The organism is Arcobacter sp. F2176 (genome assembly GCF_004116465.1).
GTDB lineage: Bacteria > Campylobacterota > Campylobacteria > Campylobacterales > Arcobacteraceae > Arcobacter > Arcobacter siniprincipis.
Map to the genome: position 1 here is coordinate 21435 of NZ_PDJV01000022.1, position 22470 is coordinate 43904.

A 22470-nucleotide genomic window follows, 5' to 3' on the forward strand; every position below is an offset into this window, starting at 1 on the left:
TTTTGCTCTTAATAAAAGTTAAATTTTTGAAGATTCTTTAACATCAAACTTTACATTTATTAACACTTCATTTTTATATAAAAGCTTACCTTCAAAGATATCATTTACTTCAAATTTCCCTACACCACTAGGAGTTCCACTCATAAGTATATCTCCATCTTCAAAAGATGAAAAAGTGTTTAAATTTTTTATTATTTCATTTGGTTTATATATCATCATAGATACATCACCTTTTTGTTTGAGTTCCCCATTTATATATAACTCAAGTGCAAGTTCTGAGATGTCTTCGTTAAAACTAACAAAATTAGAAAAAACCGCTGCTCCATTAAAAGCTTTTGCTCTTTCCCAAGGTAAACCTTTTTGTTTAAGCTTTGATTGAACTTCTCTTAAAGTTAAATCTAAACCAAAAGCAACAGCTGAGATTTTGTTCTCTTCAATTAGAAATGATATTTCTGCTTCATAGTGGCAACTAGTATTTCCTTTTGGAAATACTAATTCACTACTTATTGAAGAATTTGGTTTGAAGAAAAAAACTGGTTCTTCAGGAGTCTCATTATTTAACTCTTTTATGTGTTCCACATAATTTCTACCTATACATACTACTTTTGAAGGATATATTTCTTTATTGTCTATTAGTATTTTATTCATTTTTCTACTTTTTAAATAAATTTTGCACAGCTTTTATTTAAAGCTGTAATAAAAAATTATATCAAAAATGAACTAATTTTGATAATTTATATCTCATAAATTTTGAAAGATCTTCTTATTTCTTTCTATGACATATATCGAATCACTTATTCCTATGGGTGTTTTTGATAGACTAAAATACAATCTAGTTTCAAAAGGGTATAGTTATAGAAAACTATTTTGGCTTACTGGATTTTTATCTTTCTTTATCTCACCAATTGCAGATAACTTAACAACAGCACTTATTCTTTCAACTGTTTTAATTACAATTGAAAAAGAGAAAAAAGAGTTTTTAGTTCCAGGTGCAATTAATATCGTAGTTGCAGCTAATGCGGGTGGTGCATGGTTTCCATTTGGTGATATTACAACTTTGATGGTTTGGACTTCAGGTAAGGGTCAATTTATGGACTTTTTATATCTATTCCCTGCCTCAATATTAGGATATTTAGCAACTGCTTTTTTATTATCTCTTGTTGTTCCAAAAACAAAACCAGAGTTTGATTCAAAAGTTGAAGTTCCTCAAATGAAAGACGGTGCAAAAACTATCATTTTCTTAGGTGTTGTTACAATTGTCATGGCAGTAATTTCTCATCAATTCTTAGACTTCCCAGCTATGTGGGGTATGATGTTTGGTTTAATGTTATTAAAATTCTATTCATTTAAATTAAGAAAAAAATATGGAAGTGAACACTTTGATATTTTTTATTCGATGTCAAAAATTGGAAATAATGCATTGATGTTTTTCTTTGGTATTTTAGCAGCAGTTGGAGCTTTATATTTTGTAGGTTGGCTAACTCTTGCTTCAGTAGTATATCATCCAAATAATTTAGGACCAACTTTATCAAATATTGCAGTTGGGTTCTTATCAGCAATTGTAGATAATGTTCCAGTAATGTCTGCTATTTTAAAAGCAAATCCAAATATGGATATTTCAAACTGGCTATTAGTTACATTAACAGCAGGTATTGGTGGTTCTTTAATCTCATTTGGTAGTGCTGCTGGTGTAGGTGTTATGGGAAAACTAAAAGGTGTTTATACTTTTAGTAGTCATATGAAATATGCATGGACTATTTTAATTGGATATTTTGTATCAATTGGTATTTGGTATTTTCAATTTGAGATGTTAAAACTTTATTAATTAAACTTAATTTAAATCTTCTTTTTTTATAAAATATAGTAAATATCTTGAGATTTATCATAATTAATATTATTCTATATTACCCTTCTTTTTTAATTCTCTTCTAATACGACTCAAATGAGTAGGTGAAATACCCAAGTATGATGCTATATAGTGCTTAGGAATTCTTTTTATGATATTTTTAAATTCTTCATTGAATTTTTCATATCTTTTTTTAGCATTATCAAGAACAAGAGAAGAGCCTATATCATCTCTTTCTAATACCCAATGTTTTTCTAAATAAAAAATATGAAAAAATTTTAAATCATCATATGTTTCTAAAAGTTTTCTATATTTGTCATGTTTAATATCTATAACTATTGAATCTTCAATTGCTTGAACTACTGCATTTATAGGTTTTTTATATAATAGTGCAACCATTGGTCCATAAAATTTAGTTTCCCAGAAAAATTTTTTTGTATATTCTTCTGCTTTTTCATTAAATGAAAATGTTCTAAATAAACCTTCATATACATAAGAAAAAGCATCTACATTATCATAAAGTTCAAATGCATATGCATTTTTTTTTATTTCTTTTATTGTGCATATATTTCTAAAATCTTTCCATGTTTTTTCTGAAAGTGGATAATAAGAATCTAAAGTCTTTTTAAGTGAGTTAAATATTTCTTCTGTACTTGTGTTCATAAATAATCTTTAATATTTTAGAAAGGATATTACAAATTTATTTAAAAATCAACATATGTATATGACAAAGATAAATAATTTTGATAATCTATATCAAAAAAGGATATTTTATGTCAAAAACATTATATGCACATATTTTAATTTTATTTGCAACGTTTATATCAGGAGGATCATTTATAGTATCTCAAAAATTATCAGGAGTAATTAATCCTATTTCGATTAATTTATTAAGATTTTTAATAGCAACTGTAACTTTGCTTCCTTTTATATTTTTAAAAAAAGAGTATAGAATAAAACTTATTTCAACTTTTAAAAGAGCATTTATAATAAGTTTTTTTTATACATCATTTTTAATAGGAATGTTCATCTCTTTAGAATATACAACTGCTTTAAACACTGGAGCAATATTTACCCTTGTACCTTTAATTACTGCAATATTATCAATGATATTTTTCAAACAAAAAATCCCAAAAAAACAATATTTAGTATATCTTTTTGGAATTATTGGAACTTGTATTGTTATTTTTAAAGCAAGCTTACAACTTTTTTTGTCACGTACTTTAAATAAAGGAGATATATTTTTTTTTATATCTATTTTATTTATATCAATGTATTCTATTTGTGCAAAATATTTTTATGAAAAAGATGATAAGTTAGTTGTTTTAGTTTTTATGACATTAGTTGGTGGTTGCATTTGGATGTCAATTGCTTTAATTATATTCAATATACCTTTACAATGGAATAGAATCAATACAAATGATTTTGTTTCCTTAGGTTATATTAGTATACCTGCAACTTTGGTTACTGCATATTTATATCAAAAGTGTACAGTGATTTTAGGACCTAAGAAAATTATGGCTTATACTTACTTAACTCCTGCTTCTATTGCAATACTTATGTTTGTTGTGTCATCACAAGTTTTAGCTTATTGGGTAATTATAGGTATATTGATATCTACTTTTTCTACAGTAATGTTATTACGAAAAAGTTAAAAGAATTTTAATGGAGCAATTCAAACTATAGTAGAAAATATTCTATTTAACCTTATTATTTGCTTCACTAATTTTCCCTAATACTTTATACAACAATGCATAAAGATTTTCTACATCGTCTTTATCCATCTGTAAAGAACGCCCTAGTTCCTCTGGAACTTTAATGGCATTATCTTTTAGCTTTTCACCTTCTAAAGTAAGTCGTACAACTAAATTACGTTCATCTTCTTGTGCACGTGTCCTAGTAATATATCCTTTAGACTCTAGTTTTTTCAATAAAGGAGTTAATGTTCCAGAATCCAAATACAAATATTTACCCAATAATTTGCTATTTATTTCTTTGTGTTCCCACATAACCATCATTGTAAGATATTGAGTATAAGTTAAATCAAGCTTGTCCAAAAAAGGCTTATAAATTCTTACAACTTCTTTTGAACAAGCATACAAAGGAAAACATAGTTGATTTTCAAGTTTTAAAATTTCATCTTTGTTTTCTTCTAGCATACAAATCCTTGTTTACAATATATTTTATACAATGAAGTGTATCAAGATTTGCATTAATAAGACAAGACTTATAGGAGTGCATTGATTTGTTCTTCAATGACTTCAATGTCAACAGTTGGTTCGAATCGTGTTACAACATTTCCATTTTTATCAATTAAAAACTTTGTAAAATTCCATTTGATAGATGGATCATTTTTATAGTTAGGATCAACTTTGGCTAGCATTTCATCCAATCCCTTTGATAGGGGATGTTTTGCATCAAATCCTTCAAATCCTTTTTGTCCAACTAAGTATGAAAATAGAGGTTCAGCATTATTACCATTAACATCAATTTTCCCAAAAATTGGAAATTGAATTCCAAATCTTGAATTACAAAAGCTTGCTATTTCTGCATTGGTTCCTGGCGCTTGATTACCAAACTGATTGCAAGGAAAATCAATTATTTCAAATTTTTCACCTTTTAATTTTTCATATAATAGTTGTAACCCTTCATATTGAGAAGTAAATCCACACTCAGTTGCAGAATTAATAATTAATAAAACTTTCCCTTTATATTTATCTAAATTGACAACATTTCCGTAAGAGTCTTTCACTCTGAAATCGTAAATTGACATGTAAATCCTTTATTTATTTTTTAATTTTAATTGTGTACAATTAAATTGTACACAATTATATAAGGTTTTATTTTTTTTGTCAAGATAAAATATTTTTTCTTCACACATTTATAAAACGTTAGGTTATCTTTAACACTGGAGCTTATTTAATTTTTGAAAAATGAATATGCCAATGTAGAGTTGAGAATTATTACTTTCACAATTTGCAATATTTTTTCAAGCTAGATTAGATAGTGAACTTAAAATTTAAGTTTAGATTTGATAGGAGTTCTCCTATCAAAATTTCTTTGGCATGGAATACTAAAATCAAAATGATGATTTTGATAATTTATATCTATTTATTTTTTAAATATAAAATTATCAAGTGATATTTTTCCAGCTCCATGGGTAAGAAAAATTCCTAAAAATAATAAGTAGTATAAAGGTACTTCAAATCCATTATCTCCAGCTCCAAAACCATTTCCTAGATGTACTGTAAAAATAGCAACTACCATTACAACCATTAAAGGAATAGATATTAGTCTAGTAAATAGCCCAAGAGTTAATAAAACAACACCTAAAATTTCAGTTGTTGCAGCCATATATGCATTTATAATAGGGAAAGGGATTCCAATTGATTCAAACCATTGTGCTATACTACCAATATCTGCCCACTTTTTCATTGCAGGATCATAGAAACCATAAGCAAGAACTAATCTAGCTAAAAGTAAAAACAGTGATTGAATATTTTCAAAAACTCCAAAGATTTGATTATATAGTTTTACAAACATTTTTTATCCTTCTTTATTTATTTTTATTATATTCTCTAAATATTTACTTTTTGTGTATTAATATTTTATTATAATAACAAATGTAATAAAAAATATCAAGAAAAAGGTTATAAAATGTCTAAATCAAACTTATTAATAGTCTGGTCAAATCAAGATAAAGAAGTTGCAAATAAATTTCCTTTGCTTTATTCTTCTGTAATATTAGAAAGAAAATATTGGAAGAAAGCTCATTTAATGCTATGGGGACCTTCAATAAAACTTGTAAAAAAAGATAAAAAAATTCAAAAAAAACTACTAGAAATCCAAAAAACAGGTGTAAAAATGAGTGCTTGTATAGTGTGTGTTGAAGATTATAAAGCTATAAAAGAATTGGAAAAACTAAATATAAAAATAGAACATACAGGTGAGTTACTAACAAAAGCTTTAAAAAGTGAGAAGTGGTCAGTAATGACTATTTAGAAGATTAATATCTTCTTAATAGGTCATTTAAAATAACAGCTGTTAAACCCCAAATAACTTTTTTCTTATATTTATAAACATAAACTTTGTGTTTTTTATTTCCCCAAGGTTTTTGATAGGCTTCAGGAAGTCCTAATTCATCAACGGGGAAATAAACCTCTTTATTTCCATTTTCATCTATGTGATAAGGTTTTACTTCTGTTCTTAGATTATAAATTTCTGGTTCATTTTGTTTAAAATAATCCAATGGAATTAAATAAGTATTTTCAACTTCATTTTTATCTATATTCATATTTTTTATAGCTTTTTTCTTTATAATTCCAATAAAAGGCTCAATTATAGTTCCAAAAGAAGCTACCATAGTATCAAGTTGACCAATTATTTTTATATCTTTTCTAGAAATACCTAATTCTTCTTCTGTTTCTCTAAGTGCTGTTTGTTTAAAATTTTTATCTATACCTTCTTCATATCCTCCACCAGGAAAACAAATATCTCCACCTTGTTTTATTCCCATAGCTCTTTTTTGAAAAAGTATAAAATACTGACCTTTTATTTTTACAAAAGGTATTAAAACGGCACTATTAAAAAATCTATCTCTACCCATTACACCAGGATTTTTTGGCAAATTTGTTATAAGTTTTTTAAATCCATTTTTATTCATCTTATCTCTTTATACTTTTTATTGATTCAACCATAGTTTTAGCAACTTTTCTTAAATCATCATCTTCTATTGTATAAGCAACTATAGAATAAATAAGTTTACCAAAAGGTCTTATCCAAACTCCATTTTTCACACAATAATCTTGTATCTCTTGAGCACAACTATCATCATGTAGTTCAATTATTCCAATTACTCCTATATTTCTCACATCTTTTACTATAGATAAATCTTTTAACTCTTTTAATTCTTCTGAAAATATCTCTTCAATATTAGAAACTCTTTTTTCCCAAGGAGTTTCTAAAAGTAATTCAATAGATGCAATAGCAACACTACAAGCTAATGGATTAGCCATAAAAGTTGGTCCATGCATAAGTACACCTATTTCACTATTTGATATAGTATCACTTACTTCTTTTGTTGTAAGCATTGATGCCATTGTCATATAACCACCAGTCAAACCTTTTCCTAAAGTCATAATGTCTGGTTTTATATTTGCATGTTCACAAGCAAACATTTTTCCAGTATGTCCAAAACCTGTAGCAATCTCATCAGCTATAAGTAAAATATCATATTTTGTGCATAATTCTCTTGCTTTTTGTAAATAAGTTGGATTATATATTCTCATACCACCTGCCCCTTGAACGATTGGCTCAAGTATAAATCCAGCAAGTTCATTATGATGTTTTTCAAATTTTTCTTCTAATTGTTTTAAAGAAGCTGTACAATCACTATCAAAACCTAACTCAGGCTCTTGTGTAAAAATATGTTGGGGCAAATATGAACCATAAACAGTATGCATAGAGTTCTTTTGATCACATACACTCATTGCACCTAAAGTATCACCATGATAAGCATTATTTAAAGCCAAAAATTTAAATTTTTCTTTCCCCTTTGCTTTTTGATAAAGTAATGCAGTTTTTAGTGCAACTTCAACTGAAACAGAACCACTGTCACATAAAAAAACAGAATTTAGACCTGTTAAATCAACTAATAATTTTGACAGAATCGCTGCATTTTCATGGGCAAGACCTCCAAACATAACATGAGGCATAATATCAACTTGTTTTTTTAATGCATCATTTAATTTTGGGTGATTGTATCCGTGAATAGCACTCCACCAAGAACTCATTCCATCTATTAATTTTGTATCATCACTTAAAAATATAAAAGTTTTATCAGTTTTTTTTACAGGTAAAAGTTTTGTTTTAGATGGAAGAGAATTATAAGGGTGCCAAACATGCTTTTTATCTATTTCTAACCAATTCAATATAATTCCTCATTTAATTTATTAAAAGATTATATCAAAATTAAAATTATTCACCATAAAAAGTAATTGTAAATAAAGCACCTTTATATTTTTCATTTTCATATTCATATTTGCTATTTAACACTTCAATTTGTCCATCCATATGCTTTGTTATTATTTGATGGCTCATGTATAATCCAATACCAGTACCTTGACTTTTATGTTTTGTTGTAAAATATGGATCAAATATTTTATCAATAATTGAAGAGTTAATTCCACCTGCATTATCTTTTATTTTAATAACAATTTTTGATTTTTCTTTTAAGATATCTAAAAAAATAATTCTTTTATTTACTTTTGCTTCACAAAAAGCATCTTTAGCATTATTTAATATATTAATAAATACATGAACCAATTCTGATTCATATCCTACTATTTCTACTTTTTCAATATTTTTAATTATTGTTATCTTTTCATTATTTAACTTTAAACTTAAGACATTTAAGCTTTTTTCAAAACATGATTCCAATGAAAATTTATCTTTATCTTTACTAGGTTTAAAGAAATATTTAAAGTCATCAATTGTTTGTGATAAATAAGAAGATGACTTTAAAATTGATTCTAAAGTATCTGTTAAAAATGCATCATCTAAAAGTTCTAATTCTTTTTTTAATTTTATTCCACTAGCTCCCATAGTTATCACAGAAAGGGGTTGTCTCCATTGATGTGCAATATTTTCTAACATCTCTCCCATAGAAGCCAATTTTGATTGTCTTTGTAAAAGATGGTCTTTTTTTAGATTTTTTTCTACTTCTTCATTTATTCTTTTTTCAAGTTCACTATTTATTTTCAATAATTCTTCTGTTTTTTGTTTTACTTTGTCATTTAGTGATTTATTCATTCCACTTAAAACTTTATGTCTATACATAAAAGCTAAAAATATTACTCCTGCAATAAATAAAGTTATCCAAAGGTAAGTAAAATCAGTACTTTTTTTATATTCTATTGTCACCCATGACTTAATAAGTGCTTCAATTTTTGCATCATCAATATCATTAACTGCTCTACTTATAATCTCAAATAGAATTTTATTTTCTTTTCTAACAGCAACTCTTAAATTTGAATCAATATCAAGTTTATTAGAAATCTTTAGATTTGAATTATCATCATACAGTCTATATAAAGTTGTATATAATAAATCAACATGACCATCAATTTTATTATTTAAAACTTTTTTAATACCTTCATCCAAACTTTCTACACCTATAAACTGTATATCAGGATATTTTTCTTTAACTCGTTTACTTATATTATAACTAGCATTTATTCCTATTTTTTTATTTTTTAATGTACTTAAACTATCTACAAAAGGAAAGTTTTGTTTTGTAATTAGAACAAAAGGAATATTGACATATGGCTTTGTAAAATTAGCATATTTTTCTCTCTCTTTTGTTTTTTCTAAAGAAGCAAAAATATCACACTTTTTATTTTTGAACAAATCAACATAATTTTTAAATTTATCATCTTTTATTACTTCAAATTCCATACCAGTTTTTTCTTTAATTATCTTAAAATAATCTGCTATAAAACCCTTAAATTCATTCTTTTCAAAATAACTATAAGGTTTAATATTAGGAATAATGCACATTTTAAATTTATTATTTTTATTTAAATAAGAAATCTCTTCTTTAGATAAAAATATCTTTTTATTATCATTTGTATAATAAATAAATTTTTTGGCATCAGTTTTTTTAGGTATTAAACCCATTACATTATACAAATCATAAATTCTTTGTACTTTATCTTCTTTTATTTCGCCTAAAATCTTTGTATCTTGGTAAGATAATTTTTTTAGTTCTTCACCTTCGAAGATTAGGGCTTTTTTTGTAATATGTTGAGAATTATATTTTTTTGATATTAAATTAGCTGTCTCTTCTATATGGGAATAAGCATATTCCCAACCTTTTAAAGATGCTTTTTTAAAAGCTGCTACTGTAGCAAAATGGTTATTTATCATATCTTCACTAGTAAACAAGAAATCACTATACATATCAAATCCATAATCTTTTGGATCAAATATTTTGTATTGAATTCCTCTTTCAACAAGATCAAATGGTGATTTTGAAATATATGCTGAGATAATATCTGTTTTTTTATTGATTAAGTCATTTATATTATGTGTATGTTTTATAAAATGCAATTGTTCGAATTTTACTTTTTTTGAACTAATCATAGCTTTGATAGAAACTTCACTAGAATCATCATCTGTGGTCATAATTTTCTTATTTACAAAATCTTCTACTTTATTTATGTTTTTATTTGTAGTTATTAAAATTAGAGGTGTTGATTGAAATAAAGAATAAAGAGCAACTATTTTTTTGCCTTTTGCTCTATCTAGTATTAAAGTTTCTCTTCCAATTCCAAAATCAGCTTTGCCCTCATCTACTTCTTTAGGCGCATGAATTCCAAAATTGAATGGTTTTATTTCCACATCCAAACCTAGATTTTCATAGTAACCTTTTTCTTTTGCAATATAATATCCTGCAAACTGAAATTGATCAAACCAAGATAACTGTAAGCTAACTTTTTTTAATGCTTTAGCACTTAAAGTTTCAAAAGAAATAATTATCAATATAGATATAAATATTAATCTCAACTTAACTCCTCGATAGTGTTAAGATTATATCTAAATTACATATAAAATATCTCTAAACTATTCTAAACTATTTTTTGTTGTTCATCAACCCAATCTTGATCTTGTCTTGGATCGATTTCTGGCATAACAGAACTAGAAGTAACTGGTACATTCACAAAAACACTCATATCATCATCCGCTACTCTTTTTTTAGATAATGAATAAAGGGCTAAATAAACCCCTAAAATTGCAAAAATAATAAATAATGTTTGGTATCCAAAATAATTAAAGCCAAGCCCTATAATAATTGGTGCAATAAAAGAGCCTGTTCCATATGCAAAAAGTAAAGCTCTAGAAATCTCTACTATATCTTTATTTTCATCAATAACATCATTAGCACGAGATAAACTTAAAGGATAAATACAAAAAATACTAGCCCCTAATAAAATCCCCAAAGCATATATCAATAAATCATTGGAAGGTAAAAAAATAAATAATAATGAAACAACAGTTGTAAAAAAACCAGTTACTGAAATAAGTTTTCGTCTACCATAAATATCTGAAAGTTTTCCTATTGGCCATTGGGAAATTAATCCGCCTAAAATAGTAAATGCCATAAAAAAAGATAATACTTCTTTAGAATCATAAATTTTGATAATATATAAAGGAATCATTGTAAAAAATCCACCAACTAAAAACCCACTTATAAAACTTCCTGTTAAAGCTAAAGGAACCACATTATAAAGTTTTGGGAAACTATATCTTTCAAATGGTTTAAGAATAGGCTCTTTAATTTTTGTCATTGCTATAAAAACAACAGAAAAAAGTACTAAAACTGCACCTATAGAAAAAATAATATGATCTAAATCTTCATCAATATTTAATAATAACTGACCAATAGCATTTGAAAGATAAAAAACAGTTGTATATATGGCTAATATTTGTCCTCTTTGTTCATTTGAACTCTTTTCATTTAACCAACTCTCTAATATAATCAATAATCCATAATATGCAAATCCACAAATAAGCCGAAGAATAGCCCAAAAAAATTCATTTAAAAACATAGAATGTAGTAAAAATGTAATAACCATAATAGATGCAAAAGTAACAAAACTTCTTATATGCCCAATATTTGTAATAATTTTTTGACTAAAAATAGAAGATGCCATAGCACCTAAGAAAAATGCAGCATTAATTAAACCAATAACCATATCAGAAGATCCATGTTCTTTAAGAAACAGACCTATAAAAGTCATAATCATCCCATATCCAATGGCTAAAAAACCAATTGAAAAGAATAACGAAGATATAGCTATAAAAACTGATTTTGTTGCTTGCATTTCACCTCTTTTGTTTATTTTTCGTGATAATAGTAGATATATGATTAGAAAGTAATAAAGTGTAAAATATTCCACTAATTGTTTATATTATTTTACACTATCCTCTACAAATTTTATTCAAATAAGAAATTTTATCTTAATATATTATCTTTTGCAACTTCAATTAATTCATCACCTTTTCCATTAATTATTGCCCGTAACATATATATTCCAAATCCTTTTGCACTTTCAAAACTGATTTTAGGAGGCATTGTTAACTCTTGTTTTGCTGTTGTAACATCCAAAAGTGCTGCTCCGTCATATTGTAAAAACTCTTTTATTGTACTTTCTAATTCTTCTGGTTCTTCAACTCTAAAACCTTTCACTCCAACTGCTTTTGCAATTGCAGAAAAATCAGGATTTTCTAATTCTGTATTATCATACAAATATCCACCAGCTTTCATTTCAATGGCTACAAAGCCCAATGAACTATTATTATAAATAACTATTTTTGCTTTTATTTTATGTTGAAGAAGAGTTAAAAAATCTCCCATAAGCATAGCAAAACCTCCATCACCACATAAAGCAATGACTTCTTTATTGGGACAACTTACTTTTGCTCCAATTGCTTGAGGAAGAGCACTAGCCATTGAACCATGATTAAAAGATCCTATAAGCTTTCTTTTTCCATTCATAGTTAAATATCTTGCTGCCCAAACAGTAGGTGTTCCCACATCACAAGTAAATATTGCATCATCACTTGCATGTTTATCAATAAGTTTCGTTAAATATTGGGGATGTATTAATCCAAACTTACTATTTCCACTTGCTAATTTATCAAAATTTTCAACTGTACCTTTATAATGTTTTAGTGCACTTTTTAAAAAAGTGTTATCTTCTTTTCTATGAATTCTTGGTATTAACATTTCCAAGCTCGATTTTATGTCACCTACTAGACCTAAGTCAACTTGTGTATGTCGTCCAATTGCTTCAGGTTTTATATCAATTTGAACTATTTTTGCATTTTGTGGATAAAAAGATTTATAAGGGAAAGCTGAACCCAAAATAAGTAATACATCAGAGTTTTCCATAGCATAATAGCCTGATTCATATCCTATAAGTCCTGTCATTCCAACGCTATTTGGGTTATTGCCTTCTATATACTCTTTCCCACCAAGAGCATGAACAACTGGTGCATTTAAAAGTTGGGCTAACTTAACTACCTCATCATGTGCATCCTTACACCCTGCTCCACACATAAAAGTAATTTTTTTATTTTCATTTAAAATTTTTGCTAATTCAATTATATCTCCCTCATCTGCTAGTACTTTTGGCAAATTTGGTTCATTCCATAACAACTTTGAACTCTGAGGCATTGGTTTTAACATAATATCACCGGGAATGACAATTACACTAACACCATTTTTCAAAATAGCTTGTCTAATTGCAGTTTCTAAGATATGGGGCATTTGTTCAGGGTTTGAAACTAACTCACAAAAAACACTACACTCTTTGAATAAATTTTCTGGATGTGTTTCTTGAAAATAACCACTACCTATTTCAGTTGATGGGATGTGAGAAGCAATTGCTAAAATAGGAACTCCTTTTCTTTGACAATCAAAAAGGCCATTTATAAGGTGTAAATTCCCAGGTCCAGAGGAACCAGCACAAACTGCTATCTTGCCACTAACTTTTGCATCAGCACCAGCTGCAAAAGCAGCTGTTTCTTCATGTCTTGTACCTATCCACTCAATCTGTGCTAATTTTTCCAAACTATCACTTAGTCCATTTAAAGAATCACCTGTGATTCCCCATATTCTTTTAATACCAACTTTTGCTAAAAGTTTTGCGAAATACATTGCTATACTATCATTCATAAAAAAATCCTTTTAAATAATTATTGACATATGCTCATTATAATCTTTTTATTTTTATTTTTATTTAACTATTTATTGTAATTTTGGAATTTATTTTCAAAGGCATATTCATAACTTTTTTCATATTTTAAACTCTCCAAGCCCTTTTAATTACACACCTTTTAATTATTTAATCTTTAAGAATAGAAAAAAACTTATTATTAATATTAAATAAATAATATAATTTATACTTATAATTATTTCTTATAATAAATTTTATAATTGTTTAATATTTATAATAGTAATATAAATTATAATTATAATGGAATTAAAAAAAATGAAAAAAATACTTATACTAGGAGGTGGTTTTGCTGGGATTGATGCAGCATCTCACCTTAAAAAAATGAATTATGATGTTACATTAGTAAGTGATAGAGACTATTTCTTTATATACCCAACTTCTATTTGGATTCCAACCCATGAAATTGCATTTAAAGAAACTTGCATTGATTTAAATGAACTTCAAAAGGCACATGGTTTTAAACTTATAATTGATGGAGTTTATAAAATATCAAAACAGAATAATAGTGTCACTTTAAAAAGTGGTAAAGTTCTTGATGATTACGATTATCTTATTATTGCAATAGGAGCATCAAAAATGAAACCAAAAGGTGTAGAGCATACTCTTTCTATTTGTGGAAAACCAACCCAAGCACTTGATATAAGAGATGCATTAGACTCACTTATAGAAAAAGAAAGTGGAAAAATAGCAATGGGTTTTGGAGGTAATCCAAAAGATAGTTCTGCTGTTAGAGGAGGTCCTGCCTTTGAGTTACTTTTTAATGTTCACAATTTGCTTAAGAAAAAAGGAATAAGAGATAGATTTGAATTAACATTTTTTGCACCTATGGAAGAACCTGGAAAACGCATGGGAAAAAATGCACTTAAGATGATGTCTACTATGTTTGACAAACTAAAAATCAAACAACACTTTGGGAAAAAAATTACCCATTTTGAAAAAGATGGTGTAGTATTTGAAGATGAAAGTAAACTTGATGCCGATTTAATAATGTTTATACCAGCAGGTGATGGACATGAGATTATTAAAGAATCTGACCTTCCTACAAATGATACTGGCTTTATTAAAACAGATGATTACTCTTGTGTTTTAAATGAGGATAGAAGTCTAAGTAATATTTATGCTATTGGTGATGTAGCTTCGCTAGAAGGTTATGATTGGAGAGCAAAACAAGGTCATGTAGCAGAAGTTATGGCAAAAAATGCTGCACATAATATACACCAAAGAGAACAAAATAAAACTAACTTCAAAGGATACCATGAACACTTAAATATACTTTGTGTAATGGATACAGGAAATGGAGCGGCTTTTGTTTATAGGGACGAAAAAAAAGCATTTATGCTTCCAATGCCTATATTTGGTCACTGGCTTAAAAAAGGTTGGGGAGTATATTGTCGTAATACAAAACTTGGGAAAATACCTAGAATACCTGGGATGTAAAAGCTTAAGTATGCTTTGAAGTTTTATGAAAAAATATAGCCAAATCAGCTATACTTTTTTCATGAAATATATAATTACTATACTATTAACCATCTTATTTATAGGCTGTAGCGTATCTAATATTCAAGTTGAAAAAAATCTAACTAAGGATAATAAGTTGGCTATTTTATTATCTTCATTAAATAATAAAGTCAATAAAAAAGAAGCCAAAATTCTCTCCAATGAAATGTTTAAACAATCTCAATTTTTAAAAGAATCATATGATTTAGTAAGCCCTCCTTTATTTCAAAACTTTTTAGTAAATATTGGATTAAAAGATAAAGGCTTATGCTGGCAATTTGCATATGATATGCTAAAACATGCAAAAAGTTTAGATTTAAAAAGCTTTGATTATTATATAGGTGGAGCAAATATTGGTGACTATTGGAGAGAACACACCACTTTGGTAGTTACCTGCAAAGATTGTAACTTTAGTGATGGAATAGTTCTTGACCCATGGAGAAATTCAGGAGAATTATTTTACTCAAAAGTGAAAAAAGATACTCAATATGTTTGGTCTCAAAGGGGTGAAAAAAGGAATTGATAAAATAGATATACAAATTACTGATCTGTGTAAATTTCCCCATTTTAGCGATATCATAAATAGATAAGGTATAATGCATTTTTTTGTAAAGGAGAATAATGAAAAATGAAAAAAACTCAACTATTTTAAAACCAGTATTTTATCCCTCGGTTGCTATTATTGCAATACTTGTGATATTTGCAATGACAATGCCTCAAGTAGCAGGTGAAACTTTTAATGGAGTGAAACATTTCATAGCAGATAAATTTGGTTGGCTTTATATGCTTAGTGTTGGAATTTTTGCTATATTTGTAATCTTTCTTGCAATATCTCCTTTTGGAAGATTTAAATTAGGGCCTGACCAATCAAAACCTGCCTATAGTCATATTTCGTGGTTTGCTATGCTTTTTAGTGCAGGTATGGGAATTGGACTGATGTTTTGGGGTGTAGCAGAACCTGTTATGCACTATGGAGCACCTCCTGTTGGTGACAAAGAGACAATTGAAGCTGCTAAACAAGCTATGCGAATCACTTTTTTTCACTGGGGATTACATGCTTGGGCAATATATGCTGTTGTTGGTTTAGTACTAGCGTATTTTTCTTTTAGACATGGATTACCTCTTTCTATTAGATCAGCTCTTTATCCAATGATAGGAGAGAAAATTTATGGAAAAATAGGACATACAGTTGATACAATAGCAATACTTGGAACTGTTTTTGGTGTTGCAACTTCATTGGGACTAGGAGTATTACAAGTCAATGCTGGACTTAATTATATTTTTGATATTCCTGTTGGACTTACAACACAAATTATATTAATTGCTATTATTACAACTATGGCAACAGTTTCTGTTGTTTTAGGACTTGATGGAGGAATTAAACGATTATCGGAATTGAATCTTTATCTTGCACTAGCACTTGTTTTATTTGTGTTTTTAGCAGGTCCAAGCTTCTTTTTACTTGGAGCATTAGTTCAAAATATAGGAAATTATTTATCGCATATTGTACAAATGACTTTCAACCAATACATTTATCTAGATACAAAATGGATGGGATCTTGGACATTCTTTTATTGGGCTTGGTGGATTGCATGGGCACCTTTTGTTGGGATGTTTATTGCACGAGTTTCAAGAGGTAGAACTATAAGAGAGTTTGTTCTTGGTGTTTTATTTGTTCCTGTTGGATTTACTTTAGTTTGGATGACAGTTTTTGGTAATAGCGCACTGCATTCAATTATGAAAGAAGGATTTACTAGTCTAAGTTCAGCTGTATCAGCAGATGTTGCAACTGCCTTATTCAAATTCTTAGAACACTTCCCTTTTTCTAGTATTATTTCAATCCTTGCTATTATCTTAGTTGTTACTTTCTTTGTAACTTCTTCTGATTCAGGTTCATTGGTAGTTGACACTATTTCAAGTGGAGGAAGAGAAAATAATCCTGTATGGCAAAGAATATTTTGGGCAGTACTTGAAGGTGTTGTTGCAGCAGCATTATTAATAGCTGGTGGATTAGGAGCTTTACAAGCAGCTTCTATTGTTATTGCTTTACCTTTTGCTGTTATTATGCTTATTGCATGTTGGGGACTGTATAAAGCCTTACACTTAGAATCTATTCGATATGACTCACTTCAACATCATATGAATGCAGGACGACATGGAGAAGTATCTGGAACTTGGCAAAATAGACTTTCAAGACTTATTGAATTTCCAACGCCAGAGGAAACACGAAGATACATCAATGAAGATGTAATTACTGCTATGCAAAATGTAGAAGAAGAGCTTGAGAGACATGGTTGGAATGTAGAAGTTATTAACAACAAAGAAAAAAGTGTTTCTGTTTTAACAGTAGAACACAATGGTGATTTAGACTTTACATATGAAGTAAGATTCAGTAGATATGATACACCAACATATGCATTTCCTGAAATACTTAATCCAAATCATGAACAAAAGAAATACGCTAGAGCAGAAGTTTATTTACAAGATGGGAATAAAGCCTATGATATTTATGGATATGAGATGGATGTAGTTGCAAGTGATATTATTGATCAGTTTGAAAAACACAGACACTTTTTACATATAACTGCAGGATTAAATCCTGTTATACCTATAGATTAAAAAATCAAACCAATAGCTTTTAAAGCTATTGGTATTTTAAAACTTTCATTATCTTTTTTATTTTTAAAAAAGTTTATAAATATTTCCACTATCCGTTGAAATATAAAGATTACCTTTTTTATCTTCTATTACGTTTCTAATACGTTCATCTAGATTTTCTAAAAGGCGCTCTTCTTTTATAACATTATTATTTTTATCAATAACTATGCGATTTAAATGTGTAAGTTTCAAGGCACCTTGAAAAATATTTCCCTTCCATGCTTTAAATTTAGTCCCCTCATAAATAATCAATGACCCAGGAGCAATAGAAGGATCAAAATATTTTATTGGTTGAGTCATGCCTTTTTTATGTGTGCTCTCACCTACTGATAATAAAGGATTCCAATACTCTTTTCCATATGAAATAACTGGCCAACCATAGTTTTCACCCTTTTTGATAATATTAATTTCATCACCACCTCTTGGTCCATGTTCTCCACTAAAAAGTTGCTTGTTTTTTTTATAAAAAAAAAGTCCTTGAGGATTACGATGACCATAACTATAAATTTCTGGCAAAGCATTTTTTTGATTTATAAAAGGATTATCATTAGGAATTGTTCCATCTAAATTAAGTCTAATAATAGTGCCCGCATGTGTGCTTAAATCTTGACCATTTGGCCTAATTCCCCTATCACCTACACCAAAGAAAATATGTCCTTTATCATCAAACGCAATTCTACTTCCAAAATGTCTTGTAGTATCACTTAAAGATTGAGTAAGTAAAATATCTTCTATATTCTCTAGTTTATCATTAATTAATTTTGCTTTAGCAAGTGTTGTTGCACCTTTATTATCAATATTTTTTACATAAGTAAAAAATATCGTGTGGTCTTTTGAAAAAGATGGTGAAGCCTTTACATCTAGTAAACCAGCTTGCCCTTGCAAAAATAGTTTTAAAGATGACTTTAGAGGTTTTAGAGTTCTATTTTGTATATTAAATATAACAAATTGACCTTTTTTTAAACTCAAAATCATATTGTGATTATCTAACATACTCATACCCCAAACTATGCCTAAGTTTGATGCAACTTTTTCTACAGATATATTCATATTTTCACTTTTAAATTCTGTTATAGTTTGAGAAAATAGTGATAAAAAGAGCATTGTATTTATTATAAAAACTTTTATCATGAGATCATCCTTATAAATTAATATTTATATATTGTAATAATATAAGTTTTAAGTATGATAAATTATGTAATTTAGATATAGGTACTTAAAAAGTACCTATATTTTATAGAAGTTATAAATTAAAGTAAAATTCCAGCTAATAAATAAACAATAGCAATAGTTACAAGACCTTGAAGCAAAGTAGCAGTAGTATATGCTTTATATGCAGTTGCTACATCCATTTGACTAAATCTTGAGACAACCCAAAAGAAACTATCATTTGCATGACTTACAGTCATTGCTCCTGCACCAATTGCCATTACTGTTAATACTTTTCCAAGTTCACTATCTAAGCCTAAATTTGCAAGTAAAGGATAAATGATAGTAGAAGTTACAACTAATGCAGTTGTTGATGAACCTTGAGCAGATTTTAAAGCAGCTGCAATAATAAATGGAACAAGAATACCTAAACTTAGAGTTTGAAGAACATCACCTAAATAAGATCCTATTCCACTTGCTTTTAAAACAGCTCCCAAAGCTCCACCTGCACCTGTGATAATTAAAATCTCACCTGCATTTTTAATCCCTTCACCTATCCAACCTGACAATCTCTCTTCATCAAATTTTGGTAAAAGCATCGTAGCAAATAATAAACCTATAAATAAAGCATTTGTAGGATTCCCTAAAAATATAAATAATTTATAAATAGAAGTTTCACTCATATCTTTAAAAACAAGTTTTATGATACTTGCTAATGCCATTAAAAGAATTGGAATAAAAATAGGTGCAAATGATTTAAAAGCACTTGGCAATTCTCCATATTTTTCAATAACTTCACTATCTTTTTCCAAATCCACAAGAGTATCTTCTCCACTTTTATAGATTTTTCCAGAACGCAAAGCCCAAAAATATCCTGCAAGCATTGTTATAATAGATATAAAAATACCAAAGATAATTACAAGTCCTAAGTTATCAACCATCAAATTACCTGCTGCTGCAATAGGACCAGGTGTTGGTGGGACTAAAGTATGAGTTGCAAAAAGTCCAGTTGCCAAAGCGACACTCATAGCAACACCTGAAACTTGTAATTGCTTAACCATAGAGCGTTTTAAAGCATTTAAAATTACAAATCCACTATCACAAAAAACAGGAATAGAAACAATATATCCAATTACTGACATGGCTAATACAGGTCTTTTCTTTCCAACAATTTTTAAAATAACATTTGCCATTTTAATTGCAGCACCACTTTTTTCAAGTATTACTCCAATAATAGTTCCAAGAACAATCACAATTCCAATATAAGCTAATATTCCACCAAAGCCTTTGGTCATAGTACTTGCAATATCGTTGTATCCCATACCAACACTAATAGCGATACCATACGCTGCAATTAACAAAGCAATAAATGGATGTAATTTCCACTTACTTGTAGCAAGAACTATAAAAATAACAGCAAGCAATAAAATAACTACTAACATAAAACCCCTTTTGTATTTAAGAATATGTTCTTAAATTATTTTTAATTTTTAAAATTAATAAAAGAAAAAAGTATAGCAAAAAAAAGTAAAATTTTTCAGATTTAGAAGGCAAATGTATTTTAATTTTTAGAAATTATTTCTTTTGAATTTTGATTCTTTATTCTGCAAAAAAATACAACAATTGAATATATAAGAATAAAATATAATAGTATTGGAGTAAAAGCCATAAAAGCAGAAATAAGTAAGATCCCATATAACCAATCACTTATGTACTGAAAATAAGGAATAATATAACTAGTTCCAGACATCGTTCCTTCATTCCAACCCGTTGTATTCATTAAAAATAGTATATTTACTAAAACTATTAACAAAAAAGCAATTTTTGTAGAGTGTTTGTTATTTTTTAAAAGAATTCTTACAAAAAGTGATATAAGACAGCTTATAAAAAATAAAGAGAGAATGGCTTTTGAATCATCAGTATAATCGCCACTTAATAATATAGTTATAATAAAGTATACAATTATGAAAAAAACTATTTTAAAAAATAAATTCATTTGTATCCTATGTCAAGATTTTATTTGAGTATTTTATTTAAAATTTCCGTAGAAGATATAAATCATAATTATTTCATTAGATTATTTAGTCTCTTTCTTTCCAATAATTTGGTTCTCGATTTAATTGCATCACAGCCAAAATAATTATTTCTTCATTTCTTTGATAATAAATTACTCCAAAGGGAAATCTATTCATTAAACATCTTCTAATATCATTATCTAGAATTTGCCAAGCTTTTGGGTATTTTAAAATTCTTTGAATAGTTTTGTAAACTTCATTAGCAAATTCTAAACCAAGGTTTCTTTTGCACTCTTCATAATAATCAATTGAAATATTAAATTCTAATTCTGCATCAGGATGAAATGAATAAGTCATTTATTATTTTAATCTTTGAGATATTTTTTTAAAAACTTCATCACCATCAACTAAACTTATATTATCTGCTTCAATATCATTTTTTCTTTTATTTACTTCTTTTATCCATAAGTCATCAATAGTTTTATTTGCAGGACTTATGCTATTTAGTATTTTATCAACAATTTTAGTTTTTATATCTATTGGTAAAATATCTATTTCATCAAAAAGTTGTTGCTGTTTTAGTGCTGTCATAATGAGCTCCTATTGTCAAAATATATGTCATTTTAACAAAATGATGTAAATTTTTTGTTTAAATAAATTATATAGTATATTTAGTTTTTTAGAAAGAGTAATAACATGCTCTTTGTATTTTTATTTATTTTGTCACAATATTTTTTCTCTCTCTTGAAGAGGTAAACCTCTCCGCTCTTCTTACTTTTGTATTGACGAAAAGTAAGCAAAAACAACTACAGCTGCGAAGCCAAAGGTTCCCTCACTTATTATTTTTAATTTCTAGCTTGCGGAACTCCTAAAAAAGAGTGAGTTTATCACTCTTTTTTACTCAAACAAGTCCTCAGCTTTTTCCGAAATAAAAAATAAACGCTCGGCTTCTGTAGATGTAGTAATATCTTTTGGTGTCTTTTTAATAATAATTTGAACAATCTTTTAGTAATTGAGAATATAAGAAGTTAAGAATAGCTTTTAATCAAAAATGCAAATGTCATTATCCCACCTTTGATTCCAACATTTGCAAAAGCCGAATGTTTATTTCTCTTTTTGGAAAAGACTTGTAACTGTTTGAATATAACAAATATCCTAATAGCATATTTTTATATGAGTTTTACAAGTCAGAAAAGAGAAATAATAAATGAGGGAACCCAAAGGGCTTTGAAACTCTGTTGGTGGTTTTGCTTACTTTGTCCACACAAAGTAAGAGATGCGAAGACCGTTAGGTGTTTATGAGAATCTTTGACATCTATTATTAATTAAATATCCTGTCACCACTTATTTAGATTTTAAATTATCGTTATCACCTGACCCCCAATGCCGTTAAGTTAAGAAAAAACACCCTTAGAACCTCTAATAATTTTTATCTAAAATATCACTAAATAAACACCTACTAAATTACAAAAATAACTCCATACAACCCCTTTATAAAGGGGTT

20 protein-coding genes and 1 pseudogene are annotated in these 22470 nt (G+C 27.9%); 6 read left to right on the forward strand and 15 right to left on the reverse strand.

Features of this window, described 5'->3' with window-relative positions:
- Window positions 1-18: 18 nt before the first annotated feature.
- Window positions 19-648 (reverse strand): fumarylacetoacetate hydrolase family protein, encoded by a 630-nt coding sequence (locus CRU95_RS14315; protein WP_129101802.1) that lies wholly within the window; start codon window positions 646-648, stop codon window positions 19-21.
- Between the two features lie 112 nt (window positions 649-760).
- Here CRU95_RS14315 and nhaD point away from each other — a divergent pair.
- Window positions 761-1825 (forward strand): annotated as a pseudogene (gene nhaD / locus CRU95_RS14320) (sodium:proton antiporter NhaD); the annotation flags it as partial.
- 69 nt (window positions 1826-1894) lie between these two features.
- Here the strand turns inward: nhaD and CRU95_RS14325 are convergent.
- Window positions 1895-2509, reverse strand: coding sequence for a Crp/Fnr family transcriptional regulator (locus CRU95_RS14325; RefSeq protein ID WP_129101803.1), 615 nt, complete (start codon window positions 2507-2509; stop codon window positions 1895-1897).
- A 110-nt stretch (window positions 2510-2619) separates the two neighbouring features.
- Between CRU95_RS14325 and CRU95_RS14330 the strand changes: the two genes are divergently transcribed.
- Entirely contained in the window at window positions 2620-3501 is an 882-nt protein-coding gene (locus CRU95_RS14330) for a DMT family transporter (protein WP_129101804.1), read from the forward strand.
- Window positions 3502-3543: 42 nt separating this feature from the next.
- Here the strand turns inward: CRU95_RS14330 and CRU95_RS14335 are convergent, their stop codons facing one another.
- The 3 genes from CRU95_RS14335 to CRU95_RS14345 all read right to left on the reverse strand — a co-directional run bounded on the left by CRU95_RS14335 (window position 3544) and on the right by CRU95_RS14345 (window position 5389).
- Window positions 3544-4005, reverse strand: a complete 462-nt coding sequence (locus tag CRU95_RS14335) for a MarR family winged helix-turn-helix transcriptional regulator (protein ID WP_129101805.1) — start codon at window positions 4003-4005, stop codon at window positions 3544-3546.
- Window positions 4006-4073: 68 nt separating this feature from the next.
- A complete protein-coding gene (locus CRU95_RS14340) occupies window positions 4074-4619 on the reverse strand; it encodes a glutathione peroxidase (protein WP_129101806.1) in 546 nt (181 codons plus the stop codon).
- Window positions 4620-4957: 338 nt separating this feature from the next.
- Window positions 4958-5389 carry a DoxX family protein gene (locus tag CRU95_RS14345; protein WP_129101807.1) on the reverse strand — a complete coding sequence of 144 codons (432 nt, stop codon included), beginning with the start codon at window positions 5387-5389 and terminating at the stop codon, window positions 4958-4960.
- Between the two features lie 114 nt (window positions 5390-5503).
- Between CRU95_RS14345 and CRU95_RS14350 the strand changes: the two genes are divergently transcribed.
- Entirely contained in the window at window positions 5504-5848 is a 345-nt protein-coding gene (locus CRU95_RS14350) for a DsrE family protein (RefSeq protein WP_129101808.1), read from the forward strand.
- 4 nt (window positions 5849-5852) lie between these two features.
- Here CRU95_RS14350 and CRU95_RS14355 read toward each other — a convergent pair whose 3' ends face one another.
- The 5 genes from CRU95_RS14355 to poxB form a co-directional block, all read right to left on the reverse strand.
- Window positions 5853-6509: a CoA pyrophosphatase gene (locus CRU95_RS14355; protein WP_129101809.1), complete on the reverse strand. Its 657-nt coding sequence runs from the start codon at window positions 6507-6509 to the stop codon at window positions 5853-5855.
- Window position 6510: 1 nt separating this feature from the next.
- Entirely contained in the window at window positions 6511-7776 is a 1266-nt protein-coding gene (gene bioA, locus CRU95_RS14360) for an adenosylmethionine--8-amino-7-oxononanoate transaminase (protein ID WP_129101810.1), read from the reverse strand.
- A 46-nt stretch (window positions 7777-7822) separates the two neighbouring features.
- Window positions 7823-10411, reverse strand: coding sequence for an ABC transporter substrate-binding protein (locus CRU95_RS14365; RefSeq protein ID WP_129101811.1), 2589 nt, complete (start codon window positions 10409-10411; stop codon window positions 7823-7825).
- A 62-nt stretch (window positions 10412-10473) separates the two neighbouring features.
- Window positions 10474-11730, reverse strand: coding sequence for an MFS transporter (locus CRU95_RS14370; RefSeq protein WP_129101812.1), 1257 nt, complete (start codon window positions 11728-11730; stop codon window positions 10474-10476).
- A gap of 131 nt (window positions 11731-11861) precedes the next feature.
- Entirely contained in the window at window positions 11862-13586 is a 1725-nt protein-coding gene (gene poxB / locus CRU95_RS14375; protein ID WP_129101813.1) for a ubiquinone-dependent pyruvate dehydrogenase, read from the reverse strand.
- A 316-nt stretch (window positions 13587-13902) separates the two neighbouring features.
- Here poxB and CRU95_RS14380 point away from each other — a divergent pair, with 316 nt between their 5' ends.
- From CRU95_RS14380 to CRU95_RS14390, 3 genes are all read left to right on the forward strand, one after another.
- On the forward strand, window positions 13903-15084 hold the full coding sequence (locus CRU95_RS14380; protein ID WP_129101814.1) for an NAD(P)/FAD-dependent oxidoreductase: 1182 nt from the start codon (window positions 13903-13905) through the stop codon (window positions 15082-15084).
- A gap of 61 nt (window positions 15085-15145) precedes the next feature.
- Complete coding sequence (locus CRU95_RS14385; protein WP_164969805.1) at window positions 15146-15667, forward strand: hypothetical protein; 522 nt, start codon at window positions 15146-15148, stop codon at window positions 15665-15667.
- Between the two features lie 98 nt (window positions 15668-15765).
- Window positions 15766-17763: a choline BCCT transporter BetT gene (locus CRU95_RS14390; RefSeq protein WP_129101816.1), complete on the forward strand. Its 1998-nt coding sequence runs from the start codon at window positions 15766-15768 to the stop codon at window positions 17761-17763.
- A 63-nt stretch (window positions 17764-17826) separates the two neighbouring features.
- On the opposite strand, the gene CRU95_RS14395 is transcribed toward CRU95_RS14390, so the two are convergent.
- The 5 genes from CRU95_RS14395 to CRU95_RS14415 form a co-directional block, all read right to left on the reverse strand.
- Window positions 17827-18933, reverse strand: a complete 1107-nt coding sequence (locus CRU95_RS14395; protein ID WP_129101817.1) for a PQQ-dependent sugar dehydrogenase — start codon at window positions 18931-18933, stop codon at window positions 17827-17829.
- Window positions 18934-19052: 119 nt separating this feature from the next.
- Complete coding sequence (locus tag CRU95_RS14400) at window positions 19053-20393, reverse strand: GntP family permease (protein ID WP_129101818.1); 1341 nt, start codon at window positions 20391-20393, stop codon at window positions 19053-19055.
- Between the two features lie 119 nt (window positions 20394-20512).
- Complete coding sequence (locus CRU95_RS14405) at window positions 20513-20947, reverse strand: hypothetical protein (protein ID WP_129101819.1); 435 nt, start codon at window positions 20945-20947, stop codon at window positions 20513-20515.
- Window positions 20948-21032: 85 nt separating this feature from the next.
- Window positions 21033-21323, reverse strand: a complete 291-nt coding sequence (locus CRU95_RS14410; RefSeq protein ID WP_129101820.1) for a type II toxin-antitoxin system RelE/ParE family toxin — start codon at window positions 21321-21323, stop codon at window positions 21033-21035.
- A 3-nt stretch (window positions 21324-21326) separates the two neighbouring features.
- The gene (locus CRU95_RS14415; RefSeq protein WP_129101821.1) at window positions 21327-21557 is read right to left on the reverse strand and encodes an addiction module protein; all 231 of its coding nucleotides are present in this window, start codon (window positions 21555-21557) and stop codon (window positions 21327-21329) included.
- Window positions 21558-22470: the final 913 nt, after the last annotated feature.